Annotated in this window: 22 protein-coding genes; 7 read left to right on the plus strand and 15 right to left on the minus strand. The window is 63.1% G+C overall.

Translation table 11 applies throughout. The features are described 5' to 3' along the window. Positions 1-2: 2 nt before the first annotated feature. The 8 genes from paaI to paaA form a co-directional block, all read right to left on the minus strand. Positions 3-488, minus strand: coding sequence for a hydroxyphenylacetyl-CoA thioesterase PaaI (paaI, locus tag CEY11_RS03295; protein WP_088601917.1), 486 nt, complete (start codon positions 486-488; stop codon positions 3-5). Then, positions 488-1,276 carry a 2-(1,2-epoxy-1,2-dihydrophenyl)acetyl-CoA isomerase PaaG gene (gene paaG, locus CEY11_RS03300; RefSeq protein WP_088601918.1) on the minus strand — a complete coding sequence of 263 codons (789 nt, stop codon included), beginning with the start codon at positions 1,274-1,276 and terminating at the stop codon, positions 488-490. Before paaG ends, paaI begins: the two co-directional genes overlap by 1 nt. A 145-nt stretch (positions 1,277-1,421) precedes the next feature. Next, the gene (paaN, locus tag CEY11_RS03305) at positions 1,422-3,086 is read right to left on the minus strand and encodes a phenylacetic acid degradation protein PaaN (RefSeq protein ID WP_088601919.1); all 1,665 of its coding nucleotides are present in this window, start codon (positions 3,084-3,086) and stop codon (positions 1,422-1,424) included. A 182-nt stretch (positions 3,087-3,268) separates the two neighbouring features. Next, entirely contained in the window at positions 3,269-4,351 is a 1,083-nt protein-coding gene (gene paaE, locus CEY11_RS03310; protein ID WP_088601920.1) for a 1,2-phenylacetyl-CoA epoxidase subunit PaaE, read from the minus strand. A 132-nt stretch (positions 4,352-4,483) separates the two neighbouring features. Continuing rightward, positions 4,484-5,005, minus strand: a complete 522-nt coding sequence (paaD, locus tag CEY11_RS03315; protein ID WP_088601921.1) for a 1,2-phenylacetyl-CoA epoxidase subunit PaaD — start codon at positions 5,003-5,005, stop codon at positions 4,484-4,486. Next, a complete protein-coding gene (gene paaC / locus CEY11_RS03320; protein WP_088601922.1) occupies positions 4,999-5,763 on the minus strand; it encodes a 1,2-phenylacetyl-CoA epoxidase subunit PaaC in 765 nt (254 codons plus the stop codon). Before paaC ends, paaD begins: the two co-directional genes overlap by 7 nt. A gap of 11 nt (positions 5,764-5,774) precedes the next feature. Then, complete coding sequence (gene paaB / locus CEY11_RS03325) at positions 5,775-6,062, minus strand: 1,2-phenylacetyl-CoA epoxidase subunit PaaB (protein WP_088601923.1); 288 nt, start codon at positions 6,060-6,062, stop codon at positions 5,775-5,777. 248 nt (positions 6,063-6,310) lie between these two features. Continuing rightward, on the minus strand, positions 6,311-7,303 hold the full coding sequence (gene paaA, locus CEY11_RS03330; RefSeq protein ID WP_088601924.1) for a 1,2-phenylacetyl-CoA epoxidase subunit PaaA: 993 nt from the start codon (positions 7,301-7,303) through the stop codon (positions 6,311-6,313). 535 nt (positions 7,304-7,838) lie between these two features. Here paaA and paaX point away from each other — a divergent pair. Beyond that, on the plus strand, positions 7,839-8,798 hold the full coding sequence (gene paaX, locus CEY11_RS03335) for a phenylacetic acid degradation operon negative regulatory protein PaaX (RefSeq protein ID WP_088601925.1): 960 nt from the start codon (positions 7,839-7,841) through the stop codon (positions 8,796-8,798). Between the two features lie 129 nt (positions 8,799-8,927). Here the strand turns inward: paaX and orn are convergent, their stop codons facing one another. Next, complete coding sequence (orn, locus tag CEY11_RS03340; protein ID WP_088601926.1) at positions 8,928-9,473, minus strand: oligoribonuclease; 546 nt, start codon at positions 9,471-9,473, stop codon at positions 8,928-8,930. Between the two features lie 126 nt (positions 9,474-9,599). Here orn and CEY11_RS03345 point away from each other — a divergent pair, with 126 nt between their 5' ends. The 6 genes from CEY11_RS03345 (at position 9,600) to CEY11_RS03370 (ending at position 14,208) form a co-directional block, all read left to right on the plus strand. Continuing rightward, positions 9,600-10,844 carry a M48 family metallopeptidase gene (locus tag CEY11_RS03345; RefSeq protein ID WP_088601927.1) on the plus strand — a complete coding sequence of 415 codons (1,245 nt, stop codon included), beginning with the start codon at positions 9,600-9,602 and terminating at the stop codon, positions 10,842-10,844. Continuing rightward, a complete protein-coding gene (gene rsgA, locus CEY11_RS03350; RefSeq protein ID WP_088601928.1) occupies positions 10,792-11,727 on the plus strand; it encodes a ribosome small subunit-dependent GTPase A in 936 nt (311 codons plus the stop codon). The genes CEY11_RS03345 and rsgA overlap by 53 nt, the downstream gene beginning before the upstream one ends. Positions 11,728-11,871: 144 nt before the next feature. Then, positions 11,872-12,183, plus strand: a complete 312-nt coding sequence (locus CEY11_RS03355; RefSeq protein WP_088601929.1) for a hypothetical protein — start codon at positions 11,872-11,874, stop codon at positions 12,181-12,183. Positions 12,184-12,393: 210 nt separating this feature from the next. Further along, entirely contained in the window at positions 12,394-12,573 is a 180-nt protein-coding gene (locus CEY11_RS03360) for a hypothetical protein (protein ID WP_143322671.1), read from the plus strand. 413 nt (positions 12,574-12,986) lie between these two features. Continuing rightward, positions 12,987-13,382, plus strand: coding sequence for a 50S ribosomal protein L19 (gene rplS, locus CEY11_RS03365; RefSeq protein ID WP_088602038.1), 396 nt, complete (start codon positions 12,987-12,989; stop codon positions 13,380-13,382). Positions 13,383-13,458: 76 nt separating this feature from the next. Then, complete coding sequence (locus CEY11_RS03370) at positions 13,459-14,208, plus strand: CoA pyrophosphatase (RefSeq protein WP_088601931.1); 750 nt, start codon at positions 13,459-13,461, stop codon at positions 14,206-14,208. Between the two features lie 299 nt (positions 14,209-14,507). On the opposite strand, the gene CEY11_RS03375 is transcribed toward CEY11_RS03370, so the two are convergent. From CEY11_RS03375 to CEY11_RS03400, 6 genes are all read right to left on the minus strand, one after another. Next, entirely contained in the window at positions 14,508-15,149 is a 642-nt protein-coding gene (locus CEY11_RS03375) for a peroxiredoxin (RefSeq protein WP_088601932.1), read from the minus strand. Positions 15,150-15,302: 153 nt separating this feature from the next. Next, on the minus strand, positions 15,303-17,129 hold the full coding sequence (locus tag CEY11_RS03380) for an acyl-CoA dehydrogenase (protein WP_088601933.1): 1,827 nt from the start codon (positions 17,127-17,129) through the stop codon (positions 15,303-15,305). A gap of 483 nt (positions 17,130-17,612) precedes the next feature. Continuing rightward, entirely contained in the window at positions 17,613-19,022 is a 1,410-nt protein-coding gene (locus CEY11_RS03385; protein ID WP_088601934.1) for an aldehyde dehydrogenase family protein, read from the minus strand. Between the two features lie 212 nt (positions 19,023-19,234). Next, positions 19,235-21,340, minus strand: a complete 2,106-nt coding sequence (locus tag CEY11_RS03390) for a hydantoinase/oxoprolinase family protein (RefSeq protein WP_088601935.1) — start codon at positions 21,338-21,340, stop codon at positions 19,235-19,237. Positions 21,341-21,363: 23 nt separating this feature from the next. Next, complete coding sequence (locus CEY11_RS03395; RefSeq protein WP_088601936.1) at positions 21,364-23,064, minus strand: hydantoinase B/oxoprolinase family protein; 1,701 nt, start codon at positions 23,062-23,064, stop codon at positions 21,364-21,366. Between the two features lie 81 nt (positions 23,065-23,145). Then, on the minus strand, positions 23,146-23,916 hold the full coding sequence (locus tag CEY11_RS03400; RefSeq protein ID WP_088601937.1) for a GntR family transcriptional regulator: 771 nt from the start codon (positions 23,914-23,916) through the stop codon (positions 23,146-23,148). Positions 23,917-23,973: the final 57 nt, after the last annotated feature.

The raw sequence follows: 23,973 nt of genomic DNA on the forward strand, positions 1-23,973 counted from the left end.
TTCTATTCTGGGGTCGTTTCTATCGCGTCCACCACCTGACCCTTGATGCGGTAGGAACGCCCGCGGAACAACGCAATGCGCCGGCCTTCCTGGTTGGTGACGAGTATGTCGTAGACGCCGGTGCGGCCGGCCAGCGACGACTCGGCCGCCTCGGCCGTAAGCACGTCGCCCTCGAAACCGGGCGCCAGAAAGTCTATGGTGCAGCCCGAGGCCACCGTCGCCTGGTTGCGCGAATTGCAGGCAAAGGCGAAGGTGCTGTCGGCCAGCGCGAAGATGAAGCCGCCGTGGCAAGTCTGGTGGCCGTTGAGCATGTCGGCGCGCACTGTCATGCTCATGCGCGCATGGCCCGGGCCCACGTCCAGCAAGCGTACGCCCAGCGCCTGCGTGGCGGGGTCTTTCGCGTACATGGCGCGGGCGGCGAGTTCGGCCAGCTGCTGCGGATCGTCGGGCAATACCGCGGCGCTGGCCAAAGCCTGAGAGGTACTCATTACTTGCCCCCGAAAACCGGGGCGCGCTTGGCGAGGAACGCCGCCACCCCTTCGGCATAGTCGGCGCTGCGGCCCAGTTCGCGCATCAGGTCGCGCTCCATGTCGAGCTGCTGGTCGAGCGTGTGGTCGAGACTGGCGTCGATGGCGCGCTTGGTGGCGGCCAGGCCCTGGGTGGGCGCCGTAGCGAAATGCCGCGCCAGTTCGTCCAGGCGCGCCTCGAAGGCGTCGTCGTCCACGCATTCCCAGATCAAGCCCCACTGCTCGGCCTTTTCCGCGGACAGCTTGTCGCCCAGCAGCGCCAGCCCCATGGCGCGCGCGCGCCCCACCAGGCGCGGCAGCGCATAGGTGCCGCCGGTGTCGGGCAGCAGGCCGAGGCGGCAGAACGGCTGGATGAAACTGGCCGAGCGCCTGGCAATGACAATGTCGCCGGCCAGCGCCAGATTGGCGCCGGCGCCGGCGGCCACGCCATTGACACCGACCACCACGGGCATGGGCAGCGCATGCAGGCGCCGCACCAGCGGCGCGTAATAGGTCTCGACGGTATGGCCGAGATCAATGGGAGCGGCGCCCGCGCTCATTTGCCGTTCGGACAGATCCTGGCCGGCGCAGAAGCCGCGGCCGCGGCCGGTCAGCACCAGCACCCGCGCGCCCTGCGATTCGATGCGCGAGAGCGCGTCGGCCAGTTCGCCGTGCATGGCGGCCGTGAAGCTATTGAGCTTTTCGGGGCGATTCAGGGTGATGCGGGCGATGCCTTGTTCCAGCCCGAATTCGATACTCTGGTAGTCCATCGATCCTCCTCTGATCGAAGCTGTGCGGGCCCCGGCCTTTTCGGCCAGGGCTCCAGTGTCGCAAGTCCGGGCGCCTTGCGGCGCCGGATAAATAATATCCCCGCGCTGCCCGGTTCTGAAGAACGCGGGCTTGCGCCGGGGGGATTCAAGCGTGCCAGCGCGTCTGCACCACGCGATAACGGTTGGCCACGTAGGCGGAATCGGACAGCGCCGCATTGGCCGCCGGATTGGCGCCGGTGCCGTGGAAGTCGCTGAAGGCCGCGGTCTGGTTGACGAACACCGGCCCGGTCAGGTTCAGGGACAGCGACACGCCTGCCCGTTCCGCCGCGCGGCGCAGTGCCTGCGCCACGCCGTCGTCACTGGTATAGGCCGACATCGACAGCGCGCCGTGGCGCCGCACCGACGATTGTGCCAGTTCGATGGCCTGCGCGGTGGAATCGACCGCCACCAGGAAGGCGATCGGCCCGAACCATTCGCGCTCGAGGCTGGGATCGCCGGCCTCGGCGCGCAGCAGCAGGGGCGTGCGCACCACTGCCGATTCGAACTGCGGATGCGCCAGGCTGCGGCTGTCGCACACGACGGGCAGGCCCAGGCCGCGGGCCTGTTCGATCCGCGCCAGGGTGGCGGCGTTCTGAATGGCGCCGGTCAGTTCGACCGCCTTGGCCGCGTCGGCGCTCAGCTTGCCCAGGGCGCCGGCCAGGGCCTGCGCCACCTCGTCCAAGCTCAAGCGGCCCTCGGCGGTCTGGATGCCGTCGCGCGGCACGTAGATGTTTTGCGGCGCAGTACACATCTGCCCCGAATACAGCGTCAGGGAAAAGGCCAGATTGCGCGCCACGCTCTTGAAGTCTGCGGCCGAGTCGATGATGACCGGATTGACGCCGGCCTTCTCGGCATACACCTGGGCCTGGCGCGCATTCGACTCCAGCCACTCGCCGTGGGCGCTGCTGCCGGTGAAATCGATGAGCCGCACGGCGGGATCCAGCGCCAGCGCCTGCGCGGTGTCGTCGTCGGCGGCATGCGCGGCCAGTTGCACCACGTCCGGATCCTGGCCGGCCTCGGCCAGCACCTGGCGGGCGACCTGCACGGTGATGGCCAGCGGCAGGATCGCGCCGGGGTGCGGCTTGACGATGACGCTGTTGCCGGTGGCCAGGCTGGCGAACAGGCCCGGATAGCCGTTCCAGGTGGGGAAGGTCGAGCACCCTATCACCAGCGCCACGCCGCGCGGCACCACGGTGAACTGCTTGCGCATGCGGATCGGGTCGTGCTTGCCCTGCGGCTTTTCCCAGTCGACCAGGCCGGGGATGCGCGCCATTTCCTGCCAGGCATAGGCCACGGCCTCCAGGCCGCGATCCTGCGCATGTGGGCCGCCCGCCTGGAACGCCATCATGAAGCCCTGGCCGGTGGTGTGCTGCACGGCATGGGCGATCTCGAAGCTGCGCCGGTTCAGGCGCTGCAATATTTCCAGCGCCACGCCCACCCAGACACGCGGGCCGGCATCGCGCCAGGAGTCCAGTGCGGCCTCGGCGCGCGCCACCAGCGTCGCTGCGGGCACGCGCGGATACGTGATGCCCAGGGCCGGGCCGTAGGGCGACACCTCGCCCCCCACCTGGCCCTGCGCGCCTTGCTGATCCAGGGCGAAAGGCTTGCCCTGCAGGGCCTGGAAGGCCGCCAGCCCATCCTGCGCGGCGGTTTCGCCGTAAGCCCTGGGGCTGGGCGATTCGGAATACGGGCTCCAGTAGCCGCGCTCGGCCGTGGCCGCCACCGCGCGCTCCAGGACTTCCTGGTGGGTATCGAAGAAATCTACAGGCACTCTTGTTGCTCCTGGGGGTTGCGGGGCGCGGCCGGCCTGGATGCTGGAGGCCGGCCGCGCCATGGGTTCATACGGACTTGCAATCGAATACGGAATTGAAATCGAAAGCGGCAAGTCGATCGGGAAAACGTCGACTGGAAAATAGGCAAATCAGGAAATCGGGCAAGTACATGGTCGGAAAATCAGGTTTCCTGGTCGAAGTCTATGACCAGGCGGTCGCTGACCGGGAAGCTCTGGCAGCTGAGCACGAAGCCGCGCGCCACCTCGTAGTCTTCCAGGGCGAAGTTGGCGTCCATGTCGACCTCGCCCTCGATGACCTTGCAGCGGCAGGTGGAACAGACCCCGCCCTTGCACGAATACGGCAGTTCCACGCCCTGCGCCAGGGCCGAGTCCAGCACGCTGTCCTTGTCCTTTTCTATGGTCAGGGTGCGGGTGAAGCCGTCCTGGATGACGGTAAGTTCGCATTCATGGCGCCCCGGCGCCTTGCGCGCTTCCTGGCCGGTGCGCAGCGCGCGCGGCCCCTTGGGCGAGCCGAACAGCTCGAACTTGATCTGCGATTTTTCCAGGCCGGCGTCCTGCAGCGCCTGGTTGACCGACTCGATCATGTCTTGCGGGCCGCAGATGAAAGCCATGTCGATGTCTTCGGGGCTGAGCCAGCTGGCCAGCAGGCGCTCGACCTTGGCGCCGTCGAGGCGGCCGTTGAACAGATCGATGTCTTGCGTCTCGCGGCTCATGACATACACCACCGAGAGCCTGTCCATGTAGCGGTTCTTCAGGTCTTCGATTTCTTCGCGGAACAGCACCGCCGACGAGGCGCGGTTGCCGTAGAACAGCGAAAAGCGGCTGCCGGGCTCGGTGTCCAGCGCGGTCTTGACCAGCGACAGAATGGGAGTGATGCCACTGCCCACGGCAAAAGCCGCGTAGCCGCGGCTTTGCTGCGGCGCGAAGTCGACCGTGAAGTGGCCGTCCGGGGGCATGACCTCCAACGTCTGGCCGCTGGCCAGGTGTTCGTTGGCCCAGCTGGAAAACGCGCCGTCGTTCAGGCGCTTGATGGCCACCCGCAGCTCGCGGTCGTGCGGCGCGGCACATATGGAATAAGAACGGCGCAGCTCTTCGCCTTCGACCTGCGTGCGCAGCGTCAGGTACTGACCCGGGCGGAACGCGAAGGTATCGTGCAGCTCGGCGGGCACGTCGAAGGTAACCACCACTGCATCGCGGGTATTTCGGGCGACCGCGGCCACCTTGAGGGGATAGAACTGAACCATGGATCGTGTCGTCTTCTATATGCTTCTGGCCGGCCCCGGCTGCCTGCCGGCCCCGGAGCCTGTTGCGTCCGTCGTTGCCACGGCCAGCACACCTGGCCCACGCGCCGATTACCTATCTAATCTACTAATGCGCTAATGCGCCTTGAAATAATCGAAAGGCTCGCCGCAGGCCACACAGCGGTACAGCGCCTTGCATGCGGTGGAGCCGAACTGGCTGATGAGGCGCGTGCGCGGCGAACCGCAATGCGGGCACTCGGGCGCGGGCGCAGCGCTGCGGCGCGACAGGCCCGAGATATCCACCGCCTGCTCGCGCGGCGGCGCAATGCCGTAGCCCTTGAGCGCCGCCTTGCCGGCCGGTGTCATCCAGTCGGTGGTCCAGGCCGGCGCCAGCCGGGTCTCGATGCGCACATCGTCCACGCCATGGCGCGCCAGCTCGGCGCGTATGCCGGCAGAGATTTCCTGCATGGCCGGACAGCCCGAATACGTGGGCGTGATAGTGACCACGCAGCTCGCGCCATCCCAGCGCAGCTCGCGCACGATGCCCAGGTCGAGCACCGACAGCACCGGAATCTCCGGGTCGGGCACGCCGGCCAGCCAAGTGCGCAACTGCTGCGTGGAGGGGCGCTCGAGGGTGTCGGGCAATGTGTTCACCATGAGGCCCCCGGATAAGTGCGCTGCAGATGCTGCATTTCGGCCAGGACATAGCCCAGCGCCTCGGTGTGCCGGCCCGAGGGGCCGCCCTGGTAGGCCGGATGGCGGGCGTCCGCCGCGTCCGGCAGGCGCAGCGTGGCCTCTTGCAGCACCGCCGCCACATGTTCGTGCCAGGCCGGCCAGAGCGCCTCGTGCGACACGGCGATGCCGCGCCCGGCCAGATCGGCCACCACATCATCGTCGACGAACAGCTCGCCCACGTAGAACCAGATTTCTTCCAGCGCGGCCTGCATGCGCCCGTGGCTGAGCTCGGTGCCGTCGCCCAGGCGCACCACCAGGTCGGCCGAACGGCGCGCATGATAGGTGACCTCCTTGAGCGACTTGGCGGCAATCGCCGCAACGCGCTCGTCGGCCGAGCTCGCCAGACCCTGCAGCAGAAAATAATGCCAGACGTCGAACAGGAACTGGCGCGCGATGGTGTCGCCATAATGGCCGTTGGGCCGCTCGGCCAGCAAGTAGTTGCGGTACTCGGGCGCGTCGCGCAGATAGGCCAGGCGGTCTTCGTCGCGGCCGGCGCCCTCGACTTCCCCGGCCAGCGTCAGCCACAGCCGCGCCTGGCCCAGCAGGTCGAGCGACAGGTTCGTCAGCGCCAGGTCTTCTTCCAGCGCCGGGCCGTGGCCGCACCATTGCGACAGGCGCTGCGACAGAATCAGCGTGGTGTCGCCCATGCGCAGCGCATATTGGAACAGGGAACTATCCATGGCCGCCCTCTTTACATGTGCTTGACTTCTTCCGGCATGGGGAAGAAGGTGGGATGGCGATAGACCTTGCTATTGGCCGGCTCGAACAAAGGCTCTTTGTCGGCGGGGCTGCTGGCCACGATGTCGGCGGCGCGCACCACCCAGATGCTCAGGCCCTCGTTGCGCCGCGTGTAAACGTCGCGCGCATTATTGATGGCCATTTCGGCGTCGGATGCCCGCAAGCTGCCCACATGCTTGTGGGCCAGGCCGTGCTGGCTGCGGATGAAGACCTCCCAAAGAGGCCATGCGTCCTGTCTCATTGCTTTGCTCCTGGGCGCGGCGCCTGCGGCGGGCGCGCCGTTCATGTATCAGTTTCTGCTAGCCGTGCCCTGCATCGGGAATACGCGGCAGCACATCTATATTGCCGTTCGAATACCGCCGGCCTACAACGACGGCCGAGCCATCACGAGGCTGGGCCTCTGGCCTGGCGCGGCCGGCAAGGCTGGTAGCGCCGCCACGCGTACGCAGATGACGCAATTTCATGAGTGCGAATTTCCGAGACACCACGCTAGGCCGCGGCCGGCACCCGTTCCTGCTTGGCGGCATAGGCCGACAGCGCCTCGCGCACCCAGGCGCCCTCTTCGTGGGCCGCCACCCGCGCGGCCAGCCGATCACGATTGCACGGGCCGTGGCCCTTGATCACCGCATGGAACTCGGCCCAGTCGATCTCGCCGAAATCGTAGTGGCCGCGCTCTTCGTTCCACTTCAGGTCGGGATCCGGCACCGTCAGGCCCAGGTACTCGGCCTGCGGCACGCTTTGATCCACCATCTTCTGGCGCAGATCGTCGTTCGAGAACAGCTTGATGCGCCACTGCATGGACTGCGCGCTGTTGGTCGATTCCGCATCCGAAGGGCCGAACATCATCAACGCCGGCCACCACCAGCGGTTCAGCGCATCCTGGCACATGGCCTTCTGCTCGGGCGTGCCGTGCAGGCACATCTGCATCAGCAAATCGTAGCCCTGGCGCTGGTGGAAAGATTCTTCCTTGCACACACGCACCATGGCGCGCGCATAGGGCCCGTAGGAACAGCGACACAGGGGAATCTGGTTGATGATGGCCGAGCCGTCGACCAGCCACCCTATCATGCCTATGTCAGCCCAAGTGAGCGTCGGGTAATTGAAGATGCTGGAATACTTGGCGCGGCCCGAATGCAGATCATCGACCAGATCGTCGCGCGACACACCCAGAGTTTCGGCAGCGCTGTACAAGTACAACCCATGGCCAGCCTCGTCCTGCACCTTGGCCAGCAGTATCGCCTTGCGCTTGAGCGTGGGCGCGCGGGTGATCCAGTTGCCCTCGGGCAGCATGCCGACGATCTCGGAATGCGCATGCTGCGAAATCTGCCGCACCAGCGTCTTGCGGTAGGCCTCGGGCATCCAGTCTTTGGGCTCGACGCGCACGCCCGCGTCGATGCGTTCCTGGAATTCGCGTTCCGGGCCGCTGAGTTCGTCGGTGCTGCGCACGCGCTTGACGCCGGTTTCGACTAATTGCGCATACATGGCGGGCTCCTGTGGTCGGGGTTTAGGTTCTGCCGGCGCCGGCCCGGCACCAATCACCGGGCCGCCGCAACGGCGCACTTCTTTACTCATGTCGCCTATACCGAGTATTATTTATTACAGAAAAATTGATGTCAATCAAATTTCAGTATCAAATAGGGCCGATACGGGTTAATCCGGAGGCCGCAAGCGCAAGTCGACGCACTGCGCCGGCTGCCGGCCTTGGAACACCTATGATCCAGCGAACCAGCCGCCACGTCTGCCCCACCCTCCACCCGTTTAGAGACCGAGCGGAGAGAACGGGGTGCCTCCTGGAGGCGAGTGGGTCATCGAGCCGGAAGGAGGTACCCCGTTCTAGGCCGCGCCTCAAGAACCCAACCGCCGACGCACAAACCGCAAATTCATTCCAGGCCACACAAAAAAACCAACCCGCCAACGCACCAAATCGAATATTGCCCCAATCCGCGCTACATCTTAGGTCTGGTATAAGATGTGCCCCGAACCTGTGTATCAACCCGATCAGGAGACCTAACCCGCCATGCCCCAAGCCTCGAGCACGCTGCCCAGCCTGCTCCACGCCTTGTTGGAACGCGACCCGCCGCGCGCCAAATCGCTCAGCGTCACCCTATTGGGCGACGCCATAGGCCCGCACGGCGGCAGCATCTGGCTTAGCGACCTGATCGAACTCGTCACCCCGCTGGGCATCAACGAACGCCTGCTGCGCACCAGCGTATTCCGCCTCGTGGCCCAGGACTGGCTGCAGTCCGAGCGCCACGGGCGGCGCAGCCTGTACCGCCTTAGCCAATCCGGCCTGGCGCAGACCCAGGGCGCCTCCGAGCGCATCTACAGCGGCCCACGCGAAGACTGGGACGGCCACTGGACACTGGTGGTACTGCCGCGCTTCGGCAACAGCAGCCTGGACGGCCGCGGCCAACTGCGGCGCGAACTGATCTGGGCCGGCTTTGCCGCCATCGCACCGGGCGTATTCGCCCTGCCGCGCAACCAGGCGGCGCGCGCGCGCAAGGTACTGGACAACGTGGGAATACGCGACAAGGCACTGATCCTGGACGCCAGCGACCTGGGCCTGGATCAAGAATCGAGCCTGGCCGGCCTCGTGCCGCAATGCTGGAACCTGGACGAAGTCGCGCAGCACTACCGCAACTTCTCGGCCACCTTCGCCCCGCTGCTGCGCGCGGCGGGCCGCAACGCGCCCCCCGGCCTGGCTTTCGCCCTGCGCGCCCTGACCCTGCACGAATGGCGCCGCATCGTGCTGCACGACCCGCAGTTGCCCGCGCAGATGCTGCCGGCCGCATGGCCGGGAGTGGCCGCGCGCGAACTCTGCGGCGAGCTTTATTGGACGGTATTCGAACGGGCCGAAGAACACCTGGTAGCCGTCATCAGCCGCGACCCGAGCCACTACAGCGAGCTGGATCCGCAGGTTTACCAGCGCTTCGCCAGCCACAGCCCGGATGGCGCGCGCCGCCCGGCCGCGGCCTGAGGCCCGAAATCCGCAACCCGAACCACAAGCGCCTTGCAGGGCCTGGGGCCTGCCCACCCTAAAAGGGCGCGCGACCGCGGGCAATCCCAGCGGCAGGCGCCCCCGGCGAGCTTTCCAAGCGCAGCCGCATCACAGCTTGATGAAGTGCTCGCGGTAGTGCTTGAGTTCGTCGATGGACTCGTAGATGTCGGCCAGCGCCTCGTGCCGGCTTTGCTTGGTGAAGCTGCGGTAGACCTCGGGCTTCCAGCGCAGCGACAGCTCCTTGAGCGTGCTGACGTCCAGATTGCGGTAGTGGAAATAGGCCTCGAGCCGCGGCATGTACTTGAACATGAAGCGCCGATCCTGGCTTATGGTGTTGCCGCACAGCGGCGACTTGCCGGCCGGCACGTAGCGCGGCAGGAATTCCAGCAACTGGTCTTCGGCCTGGGCCTCGGTCAGCGTCGAGGCCTTGACCCGGTCGATCAGGCCGCTCTTGCCATGGGTGGATTTGTTCCATTTGTCCATGGCGTCCAGCAAGGCGTCGTCTTGGTGGATGACCAGCACCGGGCCTTGCGCCACCAGGCTCAGGTCGGGCTCGGTCACGACCACGGCCACTTCGATGATGCGCTCTTTTTCGGGATCCAGCCCGGTCATTTCCATATCGAGCCACACCAGGCGCTGATCATTAACGGCCATATATAATCTTCCTCAAAAAAGAGATTTTCGCACACACGCCCGCGACTCGGCTCACGGCGCAGCCTTCGGGCGGCCCCGCCAGCGCCGCGCCGGCCACTCAGGTATCCGCTACTGCCCTATCCGTTTATGTTCACCCTGCTGTTCATTGCCTTTCTGCTCGCCGACGTCGCGGTGCGCCTGTGGCTGGCCACGCGCCAGATCCGCTACGTGCAGGCGCGCCGCGGCGAGGTGCCCGCCGAATTCGCCGCCAAGATCGGCCTGTACAGCCACCAGCGCGCCGCCGACTACACCGTGGCGCGCATGCAGCTGTCCATTCTCGAGCGCGTGGTCGACGCCGCCGTGCTGGTCGGGCTGACCCTGCTGGGCGGCCTGCAATACCTGAACGTGGCCCTGGGCCGCGCCATCGCCGGCGACATGTGGCGCCAGCTGGCGCTAATCGGCTGCGTACTGGCGATACTCGGGCTGATCAGCCTGCCGTTCTCGCTGTGGCGCCGCTTCCGCCTCGAAGCGCGCTTCGGCTTCAACCGCATGACCCCGAAGCTGTTCGCGCTGGACGCCTGCAAAGGGCTGCTGCTGGGGCTGGTGCTGGGCACGCCGCTGGCCGCGCTGGTGCTCTGGCTCATGGCCCATGCCGGCGCCTATTGGGGCTGGTGGGCGTGGCTGGTGTGGGTGGCCTTCAACGTGCTGATGCTGTGGCTGCTGCCCACCGTCATCGCGCCCATGTTCAACCGCTACACGCCGCTGGACAACCCGGAAATCTCCGAACGCATCGGCGCCCTGGCGCAGCGCAGCGGCTTCACCCTCAGCGGCCTGTACGTCATGGACGGCTCGAAGCGCTCGGCCCACGGCAACGCCTACTTCACCGGCTTCGGCAAGTCGCGCCGCATCGTCTTCTTCGACACCCTGCTGGCGCGCCTCGCCCCCGAAGAGATCGAGGCAGTGCTGGCCCACGAGCTGGGGCACTTCAAGCACCGGCACATCATCAAGCGCATGGTGCTCAGCTTCGCGCTGGCCCTGGTATTCTTCCTGGTGCTGCAGTGGCTGTCGGGCAGGGTGTGGTTCTACACCGGCCTGGGCGTGCTGCCCCAGATCGGCCGCGCCAACGACGCGCTGGCGCTGATCCTGTTCTTCCTGGCCACGCCGGTGTTCACCTTCTGGGCCGGCCCGCTGGCCAGCCGGATGTCGCGCCGCGACGAATTCCAGGCCGACCGCTACGCCGTGCAGCAGTGCACCGCCGCGCCGCTGGCCAGCGCCCTGGTCAAGCTGTACGACGACAACGCCGCAACACTCACCCCCGATCCCCTGCACTCCGCGTTCTATGACAGCCACCCGCCGGCCATCCAGCGCATCCGCCAGCTGCAACACGGCTGAAGGGCGCGTCGTCGCCGCCCATGGGCGCCACTACGAGGTCGAACTGGCCGACGGCCGCCATCTGAAGTGCTTCCCGCGAGGCAAGAAGGCGCTGGCCACGGTGGGCGACCGGGTGCGCATCAGCCTGCAGGGCGCCGATGAAGGCGCCATCGAGCAGGTGCTGGAGCGCAGCAACCTGCTGTACCGCTCGGACGATATGCGCAGCAAGCAGTTCGCCGCCAATGTCGACCTGCTGCTGGTGGTGGTGGCAACAGAACCCGCCTTCTCCGACGATCTGACTGGACGCGCGCTGGTAGCGGCCGGCAGCGCCGGCATCGATGCGGCGCTCATCCTGAACAAGGCCGACCTTGCGGCCGGGCTCGACGCGGCGCGCGCGCGCCTGGCCGGCCTGGCGGCGCTGGGCGTACCGGTGATCGAACTAAGCGCCCTCGACCCGGCCCAAGTTCATGCCAGGCTGCTGCCGCTGATCCGCGGACGCACCTGCCTGCTGCTGGGCCAGAGCGGCATGGGCAAGTCTACTTTGCTCAACGCCCTGGTGCCCGAGGCCCAAGCGGCCACCCGGGCCCACTCGCAGGCACTAGGCACCGGCCGCCACACCACGACCAGCACGCGCCTGTACCGGGTGCCCGAGGCCGATGCCGACCTGATCGATTCCCCCGGGTTCCAGGCCTTCGGCCTGAACCACCTGAGCGCCCACGAGATCGAGCAAGGCTTTCCCGAATTCAAGCAGGCCATCGAGCACTGCCGCTACTACAACTGCACGCACCGCCACGAGCCGGGTTGCGGCGTCCTGGCTGCCTTGCAGCGCGGCGAAATCTCGCCCGAGCGCCACGCGCTGTACCAGCGCATCCTGGCCGAAAACGAATCGAAGAACCGCTATTGATATAAGGCCCCTACACATTAAAAGGGGAACCACAACGGCGGCCAAATGGGCGCCGGGCAAGACCGCCAGGCAGCACACCGGCCGCAACCGCGTTTCGCGTCTTGACGGGCGGGTTCTCTTTGTAGCCATACGGCCCCCTTTGACGTGGACACGCCCCGATCCGCTGCGGCCAGCGTCGAGCTGGCCAACTCCCTGAATGCCCTGAACCTCTTCATCAGCAAGACGCTGATATTCATTTCCTGGTGGCGCAGCCGGCACATCGAGCCGGCGATCTACTTCGCCGCCTTCATCATTCCCGCCGCCAGCTCCCTGATAAACACGATGCCGAACCAGGGGCTGCTGCCGCGCAACGCGGCGCCGCCAATTTCTACCAGCCCGCCTCCGCTGGTTCGCGTCGTGGTCATGTGCTTCGGCCCCGCGCAAGAGGGACAGCAAGCCGAGGTATTCCTGCCATAGGGCCAACAGGCCACAGGAAAACAGTGGATAAAAACAACAGATAAAACACTTGCGCCAACTACTGTTTTTTTGTACAGTTCAACAAACGAAAACTGTGTTTATAACCAGTGTTCGATTGCGGCTCGCCCTAGGCGCGGCCGCCTCCAGAGGCGCAAGGGGCCAGCAGGCTTTACCAGCTCCATGTTCCTCGTCCACTGTCGCGAGGCTCTCATGCATAGGCAACACGCTCAAACTGCTCCGGCCAAATGGCCTTTCCCGCCCATTCCCGGCGGCGGGAAAAAAACTCCCAAGCTTACCCGCGGCGCAATGCTGGCCGACATCTGTCTGGTACTGGTCTGGGGCGCAATGATCCCAGGCATGATGTGGCTGGGGGTCGCGGTGGGCTTCTAAGGCCTGCTTTTAAGGGCTGCTTTTAAGGCCTGCTTCTAAGCCCGGTTTCTAAACCTGCTTCTAAGATCTGTTTCTAAGATCTGCCTCCAGGGCTTGTTTCCAGGGCCTGCCCACACCAAAAGGCCAGCCCCATTCCAGGCCAAAATCGGAACGCTCAGGCGTGCAGACACGCCATACATACGGCGACCACACGCTTCCAGATTTCAGTGTAAAATAGCAGGCTTTGCAAACTTCATCCTCTGGCGCCAGGCCAAGAACATGACGGGTGCGCAGCAGGGTAGGCCTTCTTACCCAGCAAGCCGCGATGCGGCGGCGTACTCAGGCAGCAGCCTACACATCAAGGTGGATGCATTCCGGTCTTTGTTTCCGGCTTCATCCTTCCTGGCGGATCACGATGACACTTGGAGTTCACCATGAACCTTATCGCTCTCATCGAGCAAGAAGAAATCCAGCGCCTCACCGGCGGCCAGGCCAAGCCCAGCTTCGGCCCTGGTGACACGATCGTCGTCAACGTGAACGTCGTCGAAGGCAGCCGCAAGCGCGTGCAGGCCTACGAAGGCGTGGTCATTGCCCAGCGCAACCGCGGCCTGAATTCCGCTTTCACGGTACGCAAGATCTCTTCCGGCGTGGCGGTGGAACGCACCTTCCAGCTGTATTCGCCCCAAATCGCCTCCATCGAGGTCAAGCGCCGCGGCGATGTACGCCGTGCTAAACTTTACTACCTGCGTAATCGCTCGGGTAAGGCTGCTCGCATCAAAGAGAAGCTGGTTCGCAACACGGCAAAAAAGGCTAGCGCCAGCGCCGAATAAGCAGTTCCTGCTGATCCTTGGCAAGCAATAAAATAAGGGCACCCGCAAGGGTGCCTTTGTTGTTTTATGGATGCTCATGTCGCATAGCACCGATACGCCCCCGCAAGCCCGCCCTCCCCGCAGGCCCAGTTTCGATCCGCTGACGCAGCCCGTCGTTGCCGTTGCCGATATTCCGCCAGCCCTGCTGCCTTCCACCCTCGAGCTCGATTTCATACGCTTGGCATTCGGGCAGACCGTGCCATGGCAAGTCGAGCCGGTCTTCGCCGACTCGTTCGGCAGTGATTTTTCGCATTTCACGAACACCGTGCAGGCAGCGGTATTCATCCCGCTGGTACAACGCCCCAAGGGCCTGCAAGTGATTTTTACCCGGCGCGCGTCGCACCTGCACGACCATGCCGGGCAGATCAGCTTTCCCGGCGGCCAGGTAGACCGCCTGGATCGCGATGCGATAGCCGCCGCGATCCGCGAAACCCATGAAGAAATCGGCATCGCCCCGCGCTACCTCGAGCCCATCGGCACCCACCCCGTATACCTGACTTCCACCCGCTACACCATGCTGCCGGTCATAGGGCTGGTGCTGCCGGGCTTCAGCATCGCGCCCAACAAAACGGAAGTGGCGGAAGTCTTCGAAGTACCGCTGGCGGTGCTGATGAACCCCGGCGCGCACCGCCTGCACAAGGCGCAGCTGCCTGACGGAAACTACCGCTATTATTTCTCCATCACCTGGCAAGGCCATTTCATCTGGGGCGCCACGGCCGCGCTGATCCGCAACCTGTACCACTACCTGGCAGCCGCCCAGGCCTGCCAGGCCATCTCCCGGCCATAGGGCCTTGTGGGCATAAATACCAGACACTAGCCCTGCCAGATCGTGCGCGCGCCGTATCGCCTCGGGAGCCGTGGGCACCTGGTTTCGCAGCCGACCCTTAGCGCGACATCGTCTCCGATGGCGTAGCGCACCGCACGCGCCGGAAGAAACAAAAAACGCACATACGAAAAAGGCGCCAGGCTCGCACAGAGCCGGGCGCCCTACAGGCATAGTCCACTACGCCGGGGGTGCGGGCCGGAGGCGTCGGCACCCTGCCCGCAACGGCCCCAAAGCCGTCTACAAGCCGCGCATATGGACGATTACAGATTGGGCTGGGGCGTGGTGCGCAGGTACGGGCGCACTTCCTTGTAGCCCTTGGGGAATTTTTCCTTCAGGGTAGCTTCGTCCTTGATCGCCGGGGAGATGATGACGTCTTCGCCGAATTCCCAGTTCACCGGCGTGGCCACGCTGTAGTTGTCGGTAAGCTGCAGCGAATCGATGACACGCAGGATCTCGTTGAAGTTGCGGCCGGTGCTGGCGGGGTACGTGATGGTCAGGCGAACCTTTTTGGCCGGATCGATGACGAACACCGAGCGCACCGTAGCGGTGACGCTGGCGTTGGGATGGATCATGTCGTACAGCGTCGACACCTTACGGTCGGAATCGGCCAGAATCGGGTAGTTCACCGTGGTGCTTTGGGTGTCGTTGATGTCTACGATCCAGTCGTTGTGCGACTTGGCGCTGTCCACCGACAGGGCCAGCACTTTGACATTGCGCTTGGCGAACTCGTCGGCCAGCTTGGCCGTGTAGCCCAGCTCGGTGGTGCAGACAGGGGTGAAATCGGCGGGATGCGAAAACAGCACGCCCCACTTGTCGCCCAAGTACTCGTGGAACTTGATCTTGCCGATGGAAGAATCCTGCTCGAAATCGGGGGCGGTATCGCCCAGACGCAAAGTCGTCATATTAAGCTCTCTTGACAGTCGTTCAAACGAATGACGTGCCCATATGCCCGCGCCGCGCAACCGCCGCGCGCTATATAAGCACACCATATAAAGGTTGGAACTCAAATTGTGTCAGCAAAGCCTACGGTACGGAAATACCGTTTATGAATATCCTTATTCGGCGTTTTCCGCGGCCCGGGCGTAGCGCGCCGCAACGCCGCCTTCCAGTATCGATGCCGACAGCGCCTGCGCGCGCGGCAGCAGGTGCGCCGCGTAAAACACCGCCGTGGCCAGCTTGCGGGCATGGAACGGCTCGGCATCGCCGTCTTGCAGGCGGGCGACGCATGCCAGTGCCGCGCGTGCCATCTGCCAGCCGGCCAAAGTAAGGCCAGCCAGCATCAGGTAGGGTACGCTGCCCAGGAATACTGCGCGCTGATCCTCGCGCGCGTGGGCCACGATATAGGCCACGGCCTGCTCATAGGCCTCGACCGCCGCCGCCAGCCGGCGCGCGATCAAGGCCAGGCCAGCGCCATGTTCGCCGGCCTCGGCCTGGCGCGCCTCGAGTTGCGCAACCGTGGCGCGCACCTGCTCGGCCAAGGCGCCGGCCACCGCGCCCGCGTCGCGCAAGGTCTTGCGTCCGACGAAATCGTTGGCCTGGATCGCCGTCGTGCCTTCGTAGATGGGCAGAATGCGCGCATCGCGGTAATACTGCGCGGCCCCGGTTTCTTCGATGAAGCCCATGCCGCCGTGCACCTGTATGCCCAGGGACGCGACCTCTACCGCGCTCTCGGTGGAAAAGCCCTTGACCACGGGGACCAGGAAGTCATAGACGGCCTGGTGGCGCGCACGCGCCTGCGGGTCGGCGGCATGGCGCGCGCGATCGCATTCGCCCGCGGCCACGTAGGCCAGTGCACGCGCGCCCTCGGTCAGCGCGCGCATGGTCATCAGCATGCGCTGCACGTCGGGATGATGGACGATCGCCACCGGGCCGTCCGAACCTTCCAGCGCGCGCCCCTGCAGGCGCTCGGCGGCATAGGCGCCGGCCTGCTGCAGGGCGCGCTCGGCCAGCGCAATGCCCTGTATGCCCACCGCGAAACGCGCGGCGTTCATCATGATGAACATGTATTCCAGGCCGCGGTTTTCTTCGCCGATCAGGTAGCCGACGGCGCCCGGCCCGGCCTCGCCCTGCCCGGAACCATACAACAGCACCGCGGTCGGGCTGCCATGTATGCCCAGCTTGTGTTCGAGCGAGGCGCACCACACGTCGTTGCGCTTGCCCAGCGTGCCGTCGTCATTGAGCAGGAACTTGGGCACGAGGAACAGCGAAATGCCCTTGACGCCGGCCGGCGCCTGCGGCGTGCGGGCCAGCACCAGGTGCACGATGTTCTCGGCCAGATCGTGCTCGCCGTAGGTGATGAAGATTTTCTGCCCGGACAGCCGGTAGCTGCCGTCGTCCTGCCCGACGGCGCGGGTCTGAACCAGGGCGAGGTCGGAGCCGGCTTGCGGCTCGGTGAGGTTCATGGTGCCGGTCCAGCGGCCCTCCAGCATGGGCGGGATGTACAGGTCTTGCTGGGCCTGGCTGCCCACCATCGCCAGGGCTTCGATCACGCCGTCGGTCAGCAGTGGACACAGCGAGAACGCCAGGTTGGCGGAGTTGATGTTCTCGCCGGTGGCGGCGGCCACCAGCTTGGGCAGGCCCTGGCCGCCCCAGCGCGGCTCGTGCTGCAAGCCTTGCCAGCCGCCGGCCGCGAATTCACGGAATGCTTCCTGGAAGCCGGGAGAGGTACGCACTTTGCCGTCGTCCCAGGCGGCCGGCGTGGTGTCGCCGGCGCGGTTCAGCGGCGCCACGGCCTGTTCGACGAAGCGCCCGTTCTCTTCGAGCACGGCGTCGACCAGTTCACTATTGACCTCTTCGAAGCCGGGCAGCGCCAGCACGTCATCCAGGCCGGCCAGCTCACGGAATACGAAACGGATGTCCTGTGTGGGGGCACGATAGTTCATGGAGTCTCCATAGCGATGTAGCTATCGCGGCTGGGCCGCGGCCGAGCGAGGCGATGCCGAAGCTTTGAGAATAGCAGCTATCGAGCGTGGATGGGGGACGTGGAGCGCGGGGGCAGGAGGCCATGAAGCGTCACGGTGCGGGATTCTTGATCCGCTGGCGGATTTGCTATTTATGCGTCGTCGGCCGGGTTCTTGATCCGCGGCCTAGAACGGGGTGTCTCCTTCCGGTTCGATGGCCCACTCACCTCCAGGCACCCCGTTCTCTCCGCTCGGTTTGTAGACGAGTGGACGGCGTTTGGCTCTTGTAGGGTGCCGGTTTTTTGTTTTTCGATCCGCCGGCCGCTCCCGCTGCAGGCGGGTGAGAGCCTGGTATCAGCTTGTCGCACCGGATAGGGGCTCGCACAGCCACGGCCATCGGCTGTGGCCACTTTCCAAATTCCGTGACTGGCTTCACGCTGCGAGCACGGCATATACAGGCTCAAGTCAATAACGAATGGTCAGGAGGCGCTCTTCCATCATTTCCTTGATCGCATAACGCGGGCCTTCGCGGCCAAAGCCACTGTCCTTGACGCCGCCAAACGGCATCACGTCGACTCTTGCCGAAGACGCTTCATTGATGTGAACGGCACCGAAACGCAACTTTCGCCCAGCCGACAGCGCAATGCCGACATTGGATGTGAACAAGCCCGCCGCAAGCCCGAACGGCGTCGCATTCGCTGCGTCATAAGCCTGCTGCAAGTCGTCGAATTCGTTCAAACACATCACGGGCGCGAAGATTTCTTGGCACATTACCTTCATGTCGTCTCTGACGTTTGCCAACAAGGTGGGCGCAAGCACGGCTCCTGTGCGAGTGCCGCCACATAGAACCTCGGCGCCGGCCGCCTGGGCCTCAAGAATCCAGTCCAAGGCTCTTTGCGCATGCTCGACCGACAGCATCGGGCCGACAATGGTCTCTGGCTTTGACGGATCCCCATACGGCAGGCTGCGCACCGCCGCCACAAGCTGTTTCGTAAAGTCGGATGCGATGCCGCGTTGCACATAAAGGCGCTGCACCGATGTGCAAACCTGCCCGGCCTTTCGAAAACCGGCCGACACGCACTTGGCGACAGCCGCGCGCAAGTCCGCATCCTCGCAAACGATCGTACTGGCGATGCTGCCGAGTTCCAACTGAGTCCGACGCAAGCCGGCACCAGCCTGGATTTCCTTGCCAACGCGGGTACTCCCGGTGAAGGCATAGAAAGCAATACGCGGATCAGCCACGAGCGCACGACCGATCTGCGGCCCGCCATGCAGCAGCGTTATGAGCCCTGGAGGAAGCCCGGCTTCTATCAATACCTTGCACAACTCGACCGACGTCAGCGGCACGTGCTCCGACGGCTTGAGAATCACCGCGTTGCCGGCAGCGACCGCAGGCGCGACCTTATGAACAACAACGTTGAGCGGCGAATTGAAGGGCGTAATGGCGCAAACGACCCCTAACGGAACCATTACCGTAAACCCGATCCGGTCTTTCAGCCCTGGCGCCGCGTCCATCGGAACCATCTCTCCAACTACACGGCGCGCCTCTTCGGCGCAGAGCTGGAGCGTCTGGACTGTGCGGCCGACCTCGTTCTCGACGTCGACGCGCGGGAAACCCGTCTCGGCAGACACGAGGCCCATGAATTGCTCTCGACGCTCTTGCACCAGCGCGGCGGCGCGACTGAGTATATGGTATCGGTCGCTCGGAGTAAGCGCGTTCGCGTCAAATGCCGCCTGTGCTGCCGTGACGGCAGCGGCCACTTGTTCAACGCTGGCCACGGCCATTTTGTCGAGCGCCTCGCCCGAATAGCGGTGCGTCATTTGCTGCTCTGAACTGCCGTGAACCCACTGCCCGGCGATCAAAAGTTTAGCCACGTTGGTTCCTTCGCGTTGGACGCGCTTTTACACGTGTGATTTCCATGGAATCACTTCTTGATTACGGACATTGTGATTACGGATATTGCAAGTGTGCAGCGCGGCTTCGATCGCAGAATTGGCGCTTCGCCCACCCACTCGGCGGGCACACCCATCCACGCTCTACCGATGCAGCGCTATTTTTTCGCCCCACGCCAATGCATGGCCCGGCCTCATGTTGAGGATAAGCCCTGGTACTTAAGTACGAGATTGGAGTAGTCGTCAACCTGCCCAGACCAGCCAGGAGGAACGACGGCCGTGCTTTCCTTCTCTTCGACCACCGCCGGCCCTTCCAATGTAAACCCGGGCGCCATGGAATACCGGTCATATACCTTGGTGTCGATAAACCCGCCAATCTCGGGAAAGTACGCCGGGCGCGAGCCCTTGAGCGCAGGCTTTGCATCGCCTTCAAGCATCGAATGTGAAATGCGAATGTTGCCAGCCGGCCCGGACACCACGACCCGCCATTTCACGGTTTCGATGATCTTCGATTTCTCGACCCGGCCGTACAAACGTTCATACTCCGCCTCGAACAAATCGACGATCGCGGTGCGCAGCGCGTCATCATTTATGCCCGCGGGAAGCATGACCCCAACCTCGTACCCTTGGCCCGCGTACCGCAGCTCAACGAAGCGCGTCACGTGCACGGCATCCGGCGCGACCTGGGCCGCACTCAGCAATTGCCTGCCGCGCACTTCCGAGTCGTGAAAAAATTTCTGCACTTCGTCCAGATTGCAGTCGGACAAATGAGCCACATCGGTGTGGACGAAGTCAAACGCCGTTGGAGCCAGCAGCAGTCCAAGTGCGGACAGGGTGCCGGCCCCCAAGGCGCAGATGACGGTTTTGATTCCCAAATTGCGCGCAACACGGCACGCGTGGACGGGGCCCGAGCCGCCGAAGGCAAACATCGCGTACTTGCGGGCATCACGGCCTTTTTCAAGCAGGTGAGTACGCGCAGCCGCGGCCATGCTTTCGCTTACCACTTCGTGGATGCCCCAGGCGGCTCTTATCGTGTCCACGCTGAGAGAGCCGGCGAGCCGGCTGATCGCGCCCTGCGCCAGTTCGGTGCCCAGCTGCATTTTTCCACCCAGGAAAAAGCCGCCATCGAGATATCCCAGAGCCAAATTCGCGTCCGTGACGGTCGGTTCTGTGCCGCCAAGGCCATAACATGCCGGCCCGGGATTCGACTCCGCGCTATCCGGCCCCACCTTCAATAGCCCGATCTGGTCAATGCGGGCAATACTCCCGCCACCCGCACCGATCTCGATCATGTCGATCGAAGGGGCCTTGAGAGGGATGCCGCTGCCCTTCTTGAACCTGTGAACCCGTGCCACCTCGAAATGGTCATAGTTGATAGCCGGCTTGCCGTGGTCGATAACGCAGGCTTTGGCGGTCGTGCCGCCCATGTCGAAAGCAATGAGATTATCTATCCCACACAGGGTGCCGTAGTAAGCGGCGGCTATCGCGCCCGCAGCGGGGCCTGACTCGATCAAGCGGATGGGCAATTCACCCGCCTTTTTGAAATCGGCGGTGGCGCCGGTCGAAAGCATCATGTCACACGCCGGCTTGAGGCCTTGGCGCTTGAGTTCGGCCTCCATTTCCCTAAGGTAGTTTTCGACCCGCGGGCGAATATACATATTGATGCTGGAAGTCGCAAATCGCGTGAACTCACCGAGATCGGGGCTGATGTCCGATGAACAACTGACGACCAGGTTCGGAAAGGCTTTCTTGAGAACAGCAACGGCTTGCTGCTCATGCCCCGGCTGAGAATAGGAATGTAAAAAGCACACCAGCAGTGCACGGGCGCCCTTCTCGACCAGATGATTTCCCGCCGCAATAACCTGATCCTCGTCCAGGGGAGCCAGAACCTTGCCGTCCTTCGTGACGCGTTCGTCAATTTCCACCCGCATATGGGGCGGAATCAAGGGTTCCGGGTAGTCGATGCCCAAGTCATAGATGTCGTATTTGACCTTTTCCTGAATATCCAGAGTATCGCGGAAGCCTCTGGTGGTCAGCATCCCGACCTTCGCGCCGCGGCGCGTCAGAATAATATTTGTAGCCACCGTCGTGCCATGCACGAAGGCCTGCAGGTCTTGCGCGCTATGGCCATTATTTTTAAGAATGTCTTCGGTTCCGGCCAACACACCTTGAGACGGATCTTCTCCTGTCGTCAGGCTTTTGCCGATGTGTACCTGGCCATCTGAAGAAACCATCAGGAAGTCAGTGAATGTCCCGCCCACATCAACGCCAAGCTTGATGCCGGATTTATCTATGCTCATGTCAGTATCTCGGGTTAGGTTGATCAGGCGTACACCGCACGCAGCTCAGCCGTTTCTTCGACGTCGATCTGCATAGTTTGCGGATCGATCTTCACTCCATACACATCACGGGCCGCATCGACGGAAACCCAGCCATTCAATACATCGCTCAAGACCGCTTCCGGCGCCCTTAGGCGTGGCTCCCCCACCCCGCCGCCTCCTGCAGTCTTGAAAACAATCCGCTCGTTGGGCGCGAGTTCATGGATTTTGTGGGGATCGAGTATGGTGCCGTCGGCCCGGCCCACATAGCCCCGAGAACCGGGCAAGCCACCCTCGAGGCCTTCGGCGGGGTTTTCAATGCGTTCGCACCTGAGCGAAGCCATCATCGTCGTGCCCGACACGTTTTCCGCCTCGAATTCAAAACCCATACCACCCCGATACTGGCCGGGGCCGCCCCCATCTTTCACCAGGCACCAGCGGCGGATCAGCAACGGAAAGCGATGCTCTTGAATTTCCACGGGAACGTTGACAATCACACTGGGGAAATCGATGGCGGAAATGCCATCTTTGTCTTGCCTTGCACCCATGCCGCCGGTCATCATCGGCGTGTGGGATATATGCCGCCCGTCTGGCTCGGAATACTTGAAAGAAGAGCACCAAAGCGGGGCAGAACCGCTATCCGCAATCACTTTTTCAGGAATCATCTTTGCCAATGCGCGCATCACCGGAATCGGCAGGAACTTGCCTATCTGGGAACGCGCGGCGACCGGCGCCGGATAAACGGGGTTGACGATCGTGCGCTCTGGCGCATTGATCTTGATAGGCCGGGTGCAACCCTCGTTGTTGGGGATTTGCGGCGCAATGACACACTTGATCGTATAGACGGTATAAGCGTAGGTGTAATTCAACACCGAGTTGATCGCCCATCTCGACTGCGCATCCGTGCCGGTGAAGTCAGCGAAAATCTCATCTCCCTTGACCGTGAGAGTGACTTTGATCTTGACCTCCTCTTCCACGCCATAGGTAATGGATTCATGGGAATAGCTACCGTCCGGAATCGCCGAAATTGCCTTGCGCATCGCTATCTCGGAACGATCCTGAATTGCCGTGGCAAGTTCATTGAAATCGTCGATATTGCTTTCTTTCATGAACTCCACCAAGCGGCGCGAGCACACCTCGTTGGAGGCCACCTGGGCATGTATGTCGCCCATCACCTGGTCGGACATACGCACGTTCTGTTCGATCATGCGATAAATGTCTACCTTGGGAACGCCTTTTTCGTGCAGCTTGAGTATGGGAATCTGAATCCCTTCTTCGTAAATCGAAGCGGCCTGCGTACCCATGCCACGCCCGCCAATGTCGGCCACGTTAGCGGCATTGGCTGCGAACGCAACCACTCTTCCGCCAAACCAGATCGGGGTAATGATGACGACGTCGTTCAAATGCCCGATCGCGATCCATGGGTTATTGGTGATCAGCACGTCACCCTGCTCGAGCTTTTCGATCGGGTATTCCTTCAGGCATTCGCGCACCGTATAAGGCATGGTCGCAGCGAATGCGGGCAAACTATGCGGCGCCTGCGCGAGCAATTGCCCGGTTGAGTCCGTCATGGTGCAGGTAAAATCGCGCGAATCGCGCACGATGGCAGAGTAGCACGTGCGCAAAAGCGTAGTCGCAGCTTCTTCAATAATGGAAATCAGCTTACTGTTGATAACTTCGAGCGAGACTGAATCAAATCGAGCCATAAGATTCTCCTGCCTGTTGGAATGTTCTGATCTATGTTCTGCCCGATAAGATCGAGCGGATTGGATATTGTTGGATTGTCTTCAATGCGGCCTGGGATAAAGATCTATCTTGTATTGATACTTTTTCGGGTTGTACACGGCCACGACAACCGAAATTGGCCTGGAGTCCGAAATCAGATACGTCCTGACAACCTCGAGAATGGGCGTACCCTTTTCCACATTCAGGCACCGGGCAATTTCGGAACTGGCAAGAATCGGAGCGATGGTTTGCTCTGCCTTTTCCACCCGCACGTTCAGAAGAATTTCCGCCGCGTTGATCGGCACTACCGATTCCCTTACCGCCTGCTGAATCTGCACACCAATGTCAGCCGGGAAATACATCCGCGAATGGGAAAAAACATCGCCCGCAGAAGCGTGAAGGGATTCAAAGCAGATGACATCGCTATCTGACTGGAAGCGTTCCGCCACCACGTCAGGCGGCGATACAATTTCAGTCCCCAACAGCTGCCTGGTCGATTTCTCAACCGGCGCGAGCATCTCTTCGAGCGAGCCAGTCAGCCTGACGGCCTTGGACGGCTGTGTGCGGTCGGACACAAAGCTTCCGACGCCACGCTTGCGATGGATCATGCCATCCCTCACCAAGGCATCCAGCGCCTTCCCAACCGTAATCCGGCTGACCGAGAACTCAGCGCACAATTGCGCTTCGCTGGGCAGCGAATCACGCGGCTTCAACTCTCCATTTAATATTCTCGATCTCAGTTTTTGCTGAATCTGAAAATAAAGAGGCGTCGGCTCTAAAGTTAATTCCATGCGGGCGATTCCTTGTTTTCCAAACGTATAGCCTTGAATCATGTAGCATTCGAGTTGTCATGATAGCATGTTGACATGTCAATTACATAGATACATACC

This window comes from Candidimonas nitroreducens (genome assembly GCF_002209565.1).
Lineage (GTDB): Bacteria > Pseudomonadota > Gammaproteobacteria > Burkholderiales > Burkholderiaceae_B > Candidimonas > Candidimonas nitroreducens.

Coding starts and splice junctions, on each gene's coding strand:
- CEY11_RS03345 (WP_088601927.1), top strand. CDS start 9,600: ATGTTCACCCTGCTGTTCATTGCCTTTCTGCTCGCCGACGTCGCGGTG.
- CEY11_RS03380 (WP_088601933.1), bottom strand. CDS start 17,129: ATGAACTATCGTGCCCCCACACAGGACATCCGTTTCGTATTCCGTGAG.
- rplS (WP_088602038.1), top strand. CDS start 12,987: ATGAACCTTATCGCTCTCATCGAGCAAGAAGAAATCCAGCGCCTCACC.
- paaG (WP_088601918.1), bottom strand. CDS start 1,276: ATGGACTACCAGAGTATCGAATTCGGGCTGGAACAAGGCATCGCCCGC.
- paaE (WP_088601920.1), bottom strand. CDS start 4,351: ATGGTTCAGTTCTATCCCCTCAAGGTGGCCGCGGTCGCCCGAAATACC.
- rsgA (WP_088601928.1), top strand. CDS start 10,792: ATGACAGCCACCCGCCGGCCATCCAGCGCATCCGCCAGCTGCAACACG.
- paaC (WP_088601922.1), bottom strand. CDS start 5,763: ATGGATAGTTCCCTGTTCCAATATGCGCTGCGCATGGGCGACACCACG.
- paaX (WP_088601925.1), top strand. CDS start 7,839: ATGCCCCAAGCCTCGAGCACGCTGCCCAGCCTGCTCCACGCCTTGTTG.
- paaB (WP_088601923.1), bottom strand. CDS start 6,062: ATGAGACAGGACGCATGGCCTCTTTGGGAGGTCTTCATCCGCAGCCAG.
- CEY11_RS03360 (WP_143322671.1), top strand. CDS start 12,394: ATGCATAGGCAACACGCTCAAACTGCTCCGGCCAAATGGCCTTTCCCG.
- paaA (WP_088601924.1), bottom strand. CDS start 7,303: ATGTATGCGCAATTAGTCGAAACCGGCGTCAAGCGCGTGCGCAGCACC.
- CEY11_RS03375 (WP_088601932.1), bottom strand. CDS start 15,149: ATGACGACTTTGCGTCTGGGCGATACCGCCCCCGATTTCGAGCAGGAT.
- CEY11_RS03395 (WP_088601936.1), bottom strand. CDS start 23,064: ATGGCTCGATTTGATTCAGTCTCGCTCGAAGTTATCAACAGTAAGCTG.
- CEY11_RS03370 (WP_088601931.1), top strand. CDS start 13,459: ATGTCGCATAGCACCGATACGCCCCCGCAAGCCCGCCCTCCCCGCAGG.
- paaI (WP_088601917.1), bottom strand. CDS start 488: ATGAGTACCTCTCAGGCTTTGGCCAGCGCCGCGGTATTGCCCGACGAT.
- orn (WP_088601926.1), bottom strand. CDS start 9,473: ATGGCCGTTAATGATCAGCGCCTGGTGTGGCTCGATATGGAAATGACC.
- CEY11_RS03400 (WP_088601937.1), bottom strand. CDS start 23,916: ATGATTCAAGGCTATACGTTTGGAAAACAAGGAATCGCCCGCATGGAA.
- CEY11_RS03390 (WP_088601935.1), bottom strand. CDS start 21,340: ATGAGCATAGATAAATCCGGCATCAAGCTTGGCGTTGATGTGGGCGGG.
- paaD (WP_088601921.1), bottom strand. CDS start 5,005: ATGGTGAACACATTGCCCGACACCCTCGAGCGCCCCTCCACGCAGCAG.